Origin of the sequence: Streptomyces sp. SID3343, from assembly GCF_009865215.1 — a bacterium.
Classification (GTDB): Bacteria; Actinomycetota; Actinomycetes; order Streptomycetales; family Streptomycetaceae; genus Embleya.
Genome location: NZ_WWJX01000510.1, coordinates 1 through 11,871, shown reverse-complemented (window position 1 = coordinate 11,871; position 11,871 = coordinate 1). Strand labels below are relative to the sequence as shown.

General features: G+C 70.3%; 7 protein-coding genes and 1 riboswitch. Of the genes, 6 read left to right on the top strand and 1 reads right to left on the bottom strand.

The window, feature by feature from the left end; genetic code table 11:
- Positions 1–173 precede the first annotated feature (173 nt).
- The 4 genes from GT354_RS16180 to mug all read left to right on the top strand — a co-directional run bounded on the left by GT354_RS16180 (position 174) and on the right by mug (position 3,992).
- Positions 174–1,799 carry an MDR family MFS transporter gene (locus GT354_RS16180; RefSeq protein WP_161357013.1) on the top strand — a complete coding sequence of 542 codons (1,626 nt, stop codon included), beginning with the start codon at positions 174–176 and terminating at the stop codon, positions 1,797–1,799.
- Between the two features lie 122 nt (positions 1,800–1,921).
- Positions 1,922–2,383 (top strand): MarR family transcriptional regulator, encoded by a 462-nt coding sequence (locus GT354_RS16175; protein ID WP_161357012.1) that lies wholly within the window; start codon positions 1,922–1,924, stop codon positions 2,381–2,383.
- 5 nt (positions 2,384–2,388) lie between these two features.
- Positions 2,389–3,213 (top strand): GNAT family N-acetyltransferase, encoded by an 825-nt coding sequence (locus GT354_RS16170; protein ID WP_161357011.1) that lies wholly within the window; start codon positions 2,389–2,391, stop codon positions 3,211–3,213.
- A gap of 218 nt (positions 3,214–3,431) precedes the next feature.
- Positions 3,432–3,992, top strand: a complete 561-nt coding sequence (gene mug, locus GT354_RS16165; protein ID WP_161357016.1) for a G/U mismatch-specific DNA glycosylase — start codon at positions 3,432–3,434, stop codon at positions 3,990–3,992.
- 26 nt (positions 3,993–4,018) lie between these two features.
- Here the strand turns inward: mug and GT354_RS16160 are convergent, their stop codons facing one another.
- Positions 4,019–6,820, bottom strand: a complete 2,802-nt coding sequence (locus GT354_RS16160) for an FG-GAP-like repeat-containing protein (RefSeq protein WP_161357010.1) — start codon at positions 6,818–6,820, stop codon at positions 4,019–4,021.
- 1,740 nt (positions 6,821–8,560) lie between these two features.
- Positions 8,561–8,762, top strand: a riboswitch (cobalamin riboswitch).
- A gap of 93 nt (positions 8,763–8,855) precedes the next feature.
- On the opposite strand from GT354_RS16160, the gene GT354_RS16155 reads away from it, so the two are divergent.
- Together GT354_RS16155 and GT354_RS16150 are read left to right on the top strand one after the other, a co-directional pair.
- Positions 8,856–11,210, top strand: a complete 2,355-nt coding sequence (locus GT354_RS16155; RefSeq protein WP_202511958.1) for a ribonucleoside-diphosphate reductase subunit alpha — start codon at positions 8,856–8,858, stop codon at positions 11,208–11,210.
- Positions 11,211–11,227: 17 nt separating this feature from the next.
- The coding region (locus tag GT354_RS16150; protein WP_161357015.1) for a ribonucleotide-diphosphate reductase subunit beta at positions 11,228–11,871 on the top strand (644 nt) is incomplete at its 3' end.

Sequence of the window (11,871 nt, the reverse complement as noted above, 5' to 3'; positions counted from 1 at the left end):
CCGCCCGGGCCCGGCCCACCCGCCCGGCCCCGACTCGCCTCCGCCTCCCGAGGGCCGGCCCTCGCCCGCTTCACACCCGGGCTTTGCTTGGCTTTGCCTGGGCTTGAACAAAGTTGCCAAGCGCAACTAACATCTTCTATGGTTGCTACAGGCAACTTAAGGAAGAGGTGTACATGTCCAAGCAGGCAGGAACCGCGACAGCGGTCCCGCACGAGGTCGGGGCGCCGATGAGCCACCGGCAGATCCTGGAGGCTCTCTCCGGGATTCTGCTCGGTCTGTTCGTGGCGATCCTGTCGTCCACCATCGTCTCCAACGCGCTGCCCACGATCCTGGCCGACCTGCACGGCGGCGAGAGCGCGTACACATGGGTCGTCACCTCGACGCTGCTCGCGATGACCGCGTCGATGCCGATCTGGGGCAAGCTCGCCGACCTGACCAGCAAGAAGGTGCTGATCCAGTCGGCACTCGTCATCTACATCTTCGGCTCGGTGATCGCCGGGCTCGCGCAGAACACCACGATGCTGATCGGCGCCCGCGCCATCCAGGGTCTCGGCGCCGGCGGGCTGTCCGCGCTCGGCCAGATCATCCTGGCCGCGATGGTGTCGCCCCGGCAGCGTGGTCGATACAGCGGCTACTTCGGTGCTGTCTTCGCGCTGGCCACCGTCGGCGGCCCGCTCATCGGCGGCACGATCGTGGACACGTCGTGGCTCGGCTGGCGCTGGTGCTTCTACGTCGGCGTGCCGATCGCGGTGATCGCGATCCTCGTGCTTCAAAAGACCCTCAACCTCCCCGTCGTCAAGCGGCACGTCAAGGTCGACTACCTCGGCGCGTTCCTGATCGCCGCGACCGTGTCGCTGCTGCTGATCTGGGTCTCGCTCGCCGGCCACAACTACGCGTGGATGTCGTGGCAGACCGCCGCGATGCTCGGCGGTACCGTCCTCCTCGGCGCCGCGGCCATCGTCACCGAGACCCGCGCAGCCGAACCCGTCATCCCGCTGCACCTGTTCAGCTACCGCACCGTCACCCTCGCCACCCTGGCCAGTGTGTTCGCCGGTGTCGCGATGTACTCGGGGACCACGTTCCTGAGCCAGTACTTCCAGCTCTCGCGCGGAGCCAGTCCGACCAAGTCGGGCCTGATGACCATGCCCATGGTGCTCGGCCTGTTCGTGTCCTCGATGGTCTCGGGTCAACTGATCAGCCGCTTCGGCAAGTGGAAGCGCTTCCTGGTCATCGGTACCGGGCTGCTCGCCATCGGCATCGGCCTGATGGGCACCTTGCGCGTCGACACCAACTACTGGCTGCACGCGGTGTTCATGCTGCTCACCGGCCTGGGCCTGGGCATGACGATGCAAAACCTCGTCCTCGCCGTGCAGAACACGGTGCCCGTGGGCGAACTCGGCGCAGGCAGCTCGGTGGTCTCGTTCTTCCGGACCATGGGCGGAGCGATCGGCGTCTCCGCGTTCGGCGCGGTACTGGCCAACAAGGTCTCGGGCTACCTCACCGACAACCTCGCCGCCGCGCACGTCGACCCGACCTCGGCCGCAGCGCTCCAAGGCGGTGGCATCCCGAACCTGCACACGCTGCCCGCGCAGGTCGTACCCCTGGTCAAGGACGCGTACGGGCACGCGATCGGCGACATCTTCCTGTACGCCGCGCCCTTCGCTCTCGTCGGCTTCGTGGTGGTGTGGTTCATCAAGGAAGTGGCCCTGCGCACCCAGAGTGGCAACGAGCGGGCCGAGACCAAGGCGGCAGACGGCGCCGCCGGTACCGACGACGCCGACCTCGTCACCACGCGATAAGCCGAACGAGCCCGACGAGCCGGTACGTACGACATCAGATAAGTACGTACGCCATCAAGCCGGCATACATCACAAGTCGGTACACACGACGACAAGCCGACAAGGACAGAGGAGTCCCCGACATGGCCACCCAGGAAGCGTGCCGGTATCTGCTCACACAGATGGAAGGCATCGCCGGAGTCCACCGCAGCATCGCCAAGGCGCTGCCCACCGGCGTTCTTCCGCCCGGCGTGAGCGTCCTGTACGTGCTCGGCCGCAGCGATCAACCGCTGCGCGCCGGGCGGGTCGCGGAACTCCTCGAGATCGACATGTCGGTGGTCAGCCGACACATCACGCACCTGGTCGACCACGGCTGGGTCGAGCGCCGGCCCAACCCCGAGGACGGCCGCTCGTGCCTGCTCGCCCTCACCCCCGAGGGCCACGCGGTGGTCGCGAACGCGACCGAGGGTCGCCTCGCGGTGGTCGAGGACCGGCTCCGGGACTGGTCCGACACGGACGCGGAGCAACTCGCGGACCTGCTCAGGAGGCTGCGTTCGAGCCTGGGATACCGGGCCGACCCGTTGCCGGTGGCCGTGTCACACTGACCCGCATGCCGAAAACCGCCGCAGAGGTGCGTGCCCGTGTGGAGACGTACTACGACGCGGCGGCACGCCGGGACGCCCGCGCGGAGTCGATCGGCGCGCTGACCCTGTTCGTGCAGGAGCACAAGGGTTGGCCCTACTATGCGCGACCCACGCTCGGCGGTGACGTCGAGCCCACTGCGGCGGATGTCCGCGCGGTGCGGGCGCGGCAGAGAGAGTTGAACGTGCCCGAGACCTTCGAGTGGGTCGACGAGACCACTCCCGCACTCCATCAGGCCGCGATCGAGGCCGAGTTGGAGATACACGCCCACCCGATGATGGTGCTCGAACCCGAATCTCGGCCGTCCCGGCGGCCGGCGTTGCCCGACCTGGTGACGTTGCGTCAGGTCCGGGCGGACGCCACCGACCTGGCGATCGTGCACAGCGTCGCGGCGGTCGGCTTCGCCCATCCGGGCACCGCCGCCGGGAGGCCCGGCCCGGCCGAGCGGGACACCGTGGCGCTCGGCCAGGACCACGGCGCGCTGTCGTACCTCAACGAACGCCTGCGCAGCGGCGAGACGGTGATGTTCGCGGCGTACAGTCCGGCCGGGCCGTTGAGCGTGGGCTGTTACCAGCACCTGTACGACGTCACCGAGATCGTCGGCGTCGCCACGCTGCCCTCGGCCCGGCGCAACGGGCTGGCGGCAGCGCTGACCTGGGAGCTCGCCGAGCACGCGCTCGCGGGCGGCACCGACACGGTGTTCCTGACGGCGGGGGACGAGGACGTCGCGCGCGTGTACGACCGGCTCGGATTTCGGACGGTGGGTACGGCCATGATCGGGGAGTCGCGGTGAGCAGGGAAGCAACCGACGCGAGCGTGGAGTCGGCCGGCGAAGGCACGAACCCGCCCGGCACGGGTGTGGGCGGCTCGAACGCCGGCGACGCGAACGCCGGCCGGGCGAACGCCGGCCGGGCGAACGCCGGCCCCCCGAACGCCACCCCCGCGAACGCCGAGAAGCAGGCCCCCGTCGTGCTCCCGGTCCCGCCCGGTCGCAACCCGACCGCCGCCGAGATGGCCGCCGCGCACGGCCTGACCATCCCCGACGTGATCGCGCCCGGCCTGCGGGTGCTGTTCTGCGGGATCAACCCCGGTCTGTGGTCCGGCGCGACCGGCCGCCACTTCGCCCGGCCGGGCAACCGCTTTTGGCCCGCGCTGTACGCATCCGGCTTCACCCCACGCCTGTTCAAGCCGACCGAGCAGGACGAACTGACCGAACTGGGCCTCGGCATCACCAACGTGGTGGCGCGCACCACGGCGCGCGCGGACGAACTGACCAAGGACGAATACCGCGCGGGCGGCGCGATCCTCACCGCCAAGGTCCGCCGCCACGCCCCGACCTGGCTCGCCGTCCTGGGCATCGGCGCCTATCGAACCGGCTTCGCCCGCCCCAAGGCAGCGGTCGGCAGGCAGCCGGAGACGATCGGTACCACGCGCATCTGGGTGCTCCCGAACCCGAGCGGCCTCAACGCCCACTGGACGCCCCAAAGCCTGGCCGAGGCATTCGCGGAGTTGCGTGCGGCGGCGTTCGACCGACCGGACCCGAGTGCGGCACCCGGCGCTCACCGCGCGTGACGGCGGGCACCGGGCAAGCACCTCGGCTACCCGGCGGTCGCCGCGCTCGACACCGTGAAGCCGCGACTGGTCACCGCCGAGCGGTTGCCCGCGGCGTCGACAGCCACGACGAACAGGGTGTGCGCTCCCACCGAGCCCGTGCGCGGACGGAAGGTGACGCTGTTGTGGCGAGCGTCCAACCGGATCGCCGTCGCGGCGGTCGGCGGTGCGTCGACGGTGTACTCGAAGTACGCGACCCGCCGGCGGTCGTCAAAGGCCCGAACCGTCAGCACGTCGACCGGGGCCGCCGTCGCCCCCACGTCGGCCCGCACCTGCGCGAACCCGTCGCCCCAACGCAGCAGCACCTCACCGGCACCCCCGGCGGTGAACCGACCCGCAACGACGTCGACGACATCGGACCACGCGCCCGCGGGCTGCTTGGAAACCGAACCGCCGATCCCGCCCTGTCCGTCCCCGGGGTAGAGATACACGCTGCCGGCCGTCCAGCGCACCAGCAGATCGGCGCGGCCGTCGTGGTCGAAGTCGCTTGCGGTCACGTCGACCGCATCGCCCCACCCACCCGCGCCCGCGGGCCGCAGTTCGACCGGGGCGGCGAACCCGGGGGCGCCCACCGCGCGATGCAGGGTGACCCGGCCGGTGTCCCACCGTACGACGACGTCGGCCCGGCCGTCACCGGTGAAGTCGCCGGCCGTCACGTCGACGGCGCCGCCCCACGAACCGGCGGGCAGTACCGGGATCGAACCGCCGATCCCGCCGTGCCCGTCGCCCGGGTACACGTACACGCTGCCGGCCGTCCACCGCACGAGCAGATCGGCCCGGCCGTCACCGGTGAAGTCGCCCGCCGTGATGCTGCGCGCGTCCTGCCATCCCGGTGCGCCGCCCACGAGCGGTACCGCGGCGGCCAGTCCACCCAGACCGTCGCCCGGGTACAGGTAGACGCTGCCCGCGTTCCAGCGCAGTACCACGTCGTCGACACCGTCACCGGTGAAGTCCGCGGCCGTGAGGTCGACCGCGTCCAGCAAGCCCCCGGCCCCTGCCGGCTCGACTCGCGAGGGCGAGCCGAACCCGGTCGGCCCACCGCCGGCGAACAGGTCGACATGCCGATCCCGCCATCCCACGAGCACGTCGTCGGTGCCGTCGCCGACGAAGTCGCCGGCGATCGTGTCGCGGACATCGACCCACGCGTAGGCGGGCCTCGGGATCGAGCCACCGAGGCCGCCCTGCCCGTCGCCCGGGTACAGGTACACGCTGCCTGCCGTCCAGCGCACCAGCAGGTCGGCCCGTCCGTCGTTGTCGAAGTCGCCCGCCGTCACCGCAGCTGCGTCGCGCCAACCGCCCGTGCCCGGCGGACGCAGTTCGATCGGGGCGGCGAACCCGGCGCCGGCGACCGCCGGATGCAACGTGACCCGACCGGTGTCCCAGCGCACGACCACATCGTCCATGCCGTCGCCGGTGAAATCGCCCGCGGTCACGTCGACGGCGTCCGACCACGACCCGGCGGGCAGTACCGGGATCGAGCCGCCGAGGCCACCGGATCCGTTGCCCGGGTACAGGTACACGCTGCCGGCCGCCCAGCGCACCAACAGATCGTCGCGACCGTCACCGGTGAAGTCGCCGGCGCTGATACTTCGGGCGTCCCACCAAGCCTGGTCTGCGGACCGCAGTTGCACCGGATCGGCGAAGCCGCCCAAGCCGTTGCCGGCGCGGACCTCGACGGTGCCGGCGGCCGAACGCAGGATCACGTCGTCGAGCCCGTCCCCGGTGAGATCGCCCGACGTGCCGTCGACCGCGTCCACCCAGTCGTTCACCGGCACCAACGGCCGCGCGGCCGAGTCCACCACCGGCGCCGAGGGCGATTGCCCGTCGTCGCTCCAGCCGAACGCGGCTCGGTACATCAGGTGATCCGACAGGCTGTTCCCGTCCCGCACGACATCGACGGTGTCGCCGACCGCAGGGTCGAAGTACGCGGAACTCCCGAAGACGTAGTCGAATTTGCGCGTCGCGGTGGTGATGCCACCGGCGGGCGGCGCCGCATGCCGCCCGGCCGTCGGTGCGCCGGAACGGCAGCGGGTGCGGCCGGCGCAGTTCGGTGTGAAGCGGTCGCGGTCGCTCTCGTCGGCCTCGACCAACTCGCCGGTGCCGCCTTGGGTCGCGTAGAACCGACCCATGTTCGGGTCTTGCGGATCGGCGTTGAAGTCGCCACCCAGAACGACGGGCAGACCCTGACCCCACGTCCTGATCCTGTTCACCACCACCGGTGCGCCCTGGTGCTTGAGCGTCCCGTCCAAGTGAGTGACACACACCAGGGCGCCCCGCCCGTCGACGGGAGTTTGGGCGCACAGCAGTGCGTAGTGGTCCGCGGTCGGATCGCTCGCCCGAGCCGGGTCGGCCGTCGGGAAGACGTGCGAGTACGACTGGGAGACAGCCCCCTTGACCAGCATCCCGACACCGGAGGGCGTGTTCCCGCTGCCGGTCACCCACTTGTCGCAGCCGTAGTCCTGCGCCCGAGTCTCCAGCCACACCGTCCGGTAGCCGGGCATGCGTTCGGCCAGCAGGTCGAGTTGGCCCTTGCACAGTTCCTGGAGCAGTACGGCGTCCGGATCCCAATCGGACATCGCCGCTACGCTCGCCTGAGCCCAGCGCGTTCGGTCGAGTGTGGACCGACATCCGTCGATGTAGCCGCCGCACACGTTGTAGCTGACGACGCGCACGGACGGCGCGGTCCCGGGGTCGAGGCCGACGGCCTGGACCGGGCCCGGCGCCACGAACAGCGCGGCCAGGCCGACGAGTAGGGCGACCAGGCAGCGCACGAGCCGAGCGGGCCTCACGGCGGGGCCAACGGCCGGTCTCACTGCCGGTCTCACTGCCGGTTTCGCGCGGGCGGCGGCGGACGGGCCTGGGGCCGGCCTCGGTCGCGGTCTCGATGCGGGGCTCCGAGTCGGTGTCGGTCGGTGGGGTAAGGCGTGAGACGGGTCCATCCTGTGCCCTCCAGGGTTGCGGGGGGACCGGCGAGGAGGGCGGCTCGGTCGACGCGGCGACTGGCCGATGTGCGTCGCGCCGACTGGCCGATGCGCCGACGGCTTGGTCGATGGTTCGAACGGGCGCTCCTCACGCGGCGAGACGTCGACCCTATGGGGCGAACAACCGGCGGTTGGAAGGGGACCGCGGTGCCGGTGCCGGCTACGAGGCGGTTTCGGCAGGGATCCCGGCCCGGCCCGCATCGGGCTCGCATCGGGCTCGCACGTGTCAGGGCTCGATCCGGCGCCGGCCCGGATCCGCCTCGGGACCGGGTCGCGGGATTGCGCACGCCGGGGCGCCGCATGTCCGTGTCGATACGTCAACCGACCGAGTGGCATCACCCGGTTGGCGATTACTTCGTGCCCTCTCGTGCTGTTGGGTCGCTGTGGAGATCCTCCGAGCACCATTCGGGCCGTGGCCCCCAGATACGTTCGAGACGCCGCTGTACGAGGCCCTGGTCGAGGAGTGGCGGGAGTCGGGACGCGAGGTGCCCCGGCCGGCCGAGCGTCGGCAGGAGCGGTCGCCCCGACACAGCCGCCTGTCGGCGAGCGGGCCGCGGACGGGGCGACCATGAGGTGGTACATGCGACCGGCCTCCTGGATACGGCGCGCGTAAGACCACCACCGCCGGCCACGACGACGACCACGAACAGGTGACCGTACCCGCACGAACCGTCCGCCCCGGCCTGCTGTGCCGTCGTCACGGACGGCGCGGACGGGGCCGGTGCCGCTCGACCGGAACTGCCGTGTCCTGGTCTCCACATGGCCGCCAGGGCCGTCGATTCGAGCCCCTCGGGTGCGTACGCTCCGCCTCCGGCCGCGCTGCCCGCGCTATGCCGCCGCCCTGCGCGATGTGCTCCCCGCGTCTTGCTTCGTGGTCGCCTCGATCGGCACCCTCGTCGTCCAGGCCGGCGAGACCCGCGCGGGGCCGGTTCCTCCCGGTCCACGAGCACCGGCATCCGATCGGCGTCGCGCAATCCGACACGCCCGACGTGGAAATTTTTGCGGGCCCGATCGTCGAGCCGGCCGATGCCCGATCCGGGCTCGACGCCGGCTGATCCCGCCGGCCGATCCACGACTTCGATCACGGTCTCGTCACTCTCCCGACGAGCCTGGCGCGACCCGTCGAGATCTTCCGCGAGGGCTTCGCGCAGGCGCGTCGCCAATGCCGCACGAGTGGCGTCCAGGTGGGCGTACAGGGCCGTCAATCGGGCCTGTTCGGCATGTAGGGCGGCGGTAGGGCGAGGTCGCGGAGGTGGCTTCGGCGCGGCCGCCCAGGGCGATCGATCGGTGGATCGGCGGCGGGCGAAGGACGCCCGAAGGCGATCGTTCGAGTACCGAACTATTGACAATCTACGGAAATCACCCCACGCTATCAGCGTAGGCGTTATTGTTTTCGGAGCGATATTTCGAGCCCATAACCCTACCACCTGTGCACGTCTATGGCGAACCGTGACACGTCGGGAACCGCGACGCGACACAACACCTGGGGGTGCAACGACCACCCCGCCACTACATATATGCTCTGCGACGCGGCTGGTTCGCCCCCCGGGTTTTCCTGGAAGGGCGACGCAAGAGGGAACCCGGTGTGAAGCCGGGACTGCCCCGCAGCGGTATGCGGGAACGAAAGTCGTCACGACGCGCCGAACGCCGAGAGGCATCCGGAAGCGACGACCATGGGGAACTCCGCGGGCCCACCGAGCACACTGTGCCCGGCGGCGCCCCGGCATGCCCGCGAGTCCGAATACCTGCCGGCCGCCCGCGCCTTCGGGCGCGGGGTCACTGTACGTACGAGCTCGCGAGGAGAGAGCACGTGACCGTTGTGGACAGCGTGGGCACGACCCGGATGCGGATCGACGAGAGCCCCGAGGACCAACTGGCAACCCTGGTACGCACCCAGGCGCGCGATTTGCCGGAGGTCGATCCGGATCGGGTCGTCCGCCGGGTCGTCGCGGGCCTCAACGAAGGTGCCGACCGCGGCGCGGCCGCGGACCTGGCCGTCCGTACCGCCGCCGAGCTGATCGCGGAGGAGCCCGCCTACTCGCGCCTCGCCGCCCGGCTGCTCGCCGGCCGGATCGCGGACGAGGCCGCGGAAGCGGGCGTCGACTCGTTCAGCGCCGGCATCGCGCTCGGCCGCCGCGAGGGCATCATCGGCGCCGAGACCGCGGCGTTCGTCGCCAAGCACGCCGCCGAGCTGGACGCGGCGATCGACACGTCGGGCGACCGCCGGTTCGAGTACTTCGGCCTGCGCACCGTCTACGACCGCTACTTGCTGCGCCACCCCGTCTCCCGCAAGGTCGTCGAGACCCCGCAGCACTTCCTCCTCCGGGTGGCGTGCGGTCTGTCGCAGGAGCCGACCGAGGCGATCGGCTTCTACCGGCTGATGTCGTCGCTGGCGTACCTGCCGAGCTCGCCGACGCTGTTCAACTCCGGCACGGTGCACACCCAGATGTCCTCGTGCTACCTGCTCGACTCGCCCAAGGACGAGCTGGAGTCGATCTACGACATGTACGGGCGCATCGCCCGCCTGTCGAAGTTCGCCGGCGGCATCGGCGTCGCGTGGTCGCGGGTACGCTCGCGCGGCTCGCTGATCCGCGGCACCAACGGCCACTCCAACGGCATCGTCCCGTGGCTCAAGACGCTCGACTCGTCGGTGGCGGCCGTCAACCAGGGCGGGCGGCGCAAAGGCGCGGCCTGTGTGTACCTGGAGTCGTGGCACCCCGACATCCTCGAATTCCTCGAACTGCGCGAGAACACCGGTGAGGACGCGCGCCGCGCGCACAACCTCAACCTCGCCAACTGGATCCCCGACCTGTTCATGCGGCGGGTCGAGGAGGACGGCGTCTGGTCGCTGTTCGACCCCAACGAGGTCCCCGAACTGCCCGACCTGTGGGGCGCCGAGTTCGACAAGGTCTACGAGGCTGCCGAACGCGACGGCCGGTACGTCCGCCAGATGCCCGCGCGCGACCTGTACGCCCGGATGATGCGCACCCTCGCGCAGACCGGCAACGGCTGGATGACGTTCAAGGACGCCGCCAACCGCACGTGCAACCAGGCCGCCGAGCCCGGCAACGTCGTGCACCTGTCCAACCTGTGCACCGAGATCCTCGAAGTCACCAGCGACGGCGAGACCGCCGTGTGCAACCTCGGTTCGGTCAACCTCGGCGCGCACGTCGTGGCCGGCGAGGGCATGGACTGGGAGAAGCTGCGCGCGACCGTGCGCACCGCCGTGGTCTTCCTGGACCGCGTGATCGACATCAACTACTACCCGACCGCGCAGGCCGCGGCGTCCAACCCGCGCTGGCGTCCGGTGGGTCTGGGCCTGATGGGCCTGCAGGACGTGTTCTTCACGCTGGGCATGCCCTTCGACTCGGTCGAGGCGCGTGAGCTGTCCACGCTGATCTCCGAGGAGATCTACCTGACGGCGCTGGAGACTTCGTCGGCGCTGGCCGAGGTGCACGGCCCGCACCCCGCGTACGCCGAGACGCACGCCGCGCGCGGCCGGCTCCAGCCCGACCTGTGGGAGGAGGTGTACCCGTCGCAGACCAAGCGCTGGGACGCGCTGCGTTCGCGCGTCGCCGCGCACGGGCTGCGCAACTCGCTTCTCGTCGCCATCGCGCCGACCGCGACGATCGCCTCGATCGCGGGCGCGTACGAGTGCATCGAGCCGCAGGTGTCGAACCTGTTCAAGCGCGAGACGCTGTCGGGTGAGTTCCTCCAGATCAACGCGTACCTGGTGCGCGAACTCAAGGCCCGCGGCCTGTGGACCCCGGAGGTGCGCGACCGGATCAAGCGCGCCGAGGGCTCGGTCCAGGGCATCGCCGAACTGCCGGACGACGTACGCGAGTTGTACCGCACCGCGTGGGAGCTGCCGCAGCGCGCGCTGATCGACCTGGCGGCGGCGCGGTCGCCGTACATCGACCAGTCGCAGTCGCTGAACCTGTTCATGGCCGACCCGACGATCGGCAAGCTGTCGTCGATGTACCGCTACGCGTGGTCGACCGGCCTGAAGACGACGTACTACCTGCGCTCGCGCCCCGCGACGCGCATCCAGCAGGCGACGGTCCCGGCGCAGGCCTCGGCCGCCCCGGTCGAATCGACCGATTCCACCGTTTCCACCGATTCCACCGAGGAAATCTCCGACCTCGACGTGATCGCCTGCTCGCTGGAGAACCCCGAAGCCTGTGAGGCGTGCACGTGAGCCTGCTCGATCCCGGAATGAACCTCACGCTGCGCCCGATGCAGTACCCGGACTTCTACGAGAAGTACCGCGCGGCGATCCGCAACACCTGGACGGTCGAAGAGGTCGACCTGCACAGCGACTTGGCCGACCTGGAGAAGCTCAGCCCGGCGGAACGCCACCTCGTGCAGCGCCTGGTCGCGTTCTTCGCGACCGGCGACACGATCGTGGCGAACAACCTGGTGCTGAACCTCTACCGGCACATCAACTCGCCGGAGGGGCGGCTGTACCTGTCGCGGCAGCTCTTCGAAGAGGCCGTCCATGTGCAGTTCTACCTGACCCTGCTCGACACCTACATGCCCGACCACGAGGAGCGCGAGCAGGCGTTCGCCGCGGTCGAGCACATCCCGTCGATCCGGCGCAAGGCGGAGTTCTGCTTCCGCTGGATCGACTCGGCGATGGGGTTGGACCGGCTCGAATCCCGGGACGACCGGCGGCAGTTCCTGCTCAACCTGATCTGCTTCGCGGCGTGCATCGAGGGCCTGTTCTTCTACGGCGCCTTCGCCTACGTCTACTTCCTGCGCTCACGCGGCCTGCTGAACGGCTTGGCATCGGGGACCAACTGGGTCTTCCGCGACGAGTCGGCGCACATGGACTTCGCGTTCTCGGTGGTGGAGACGGT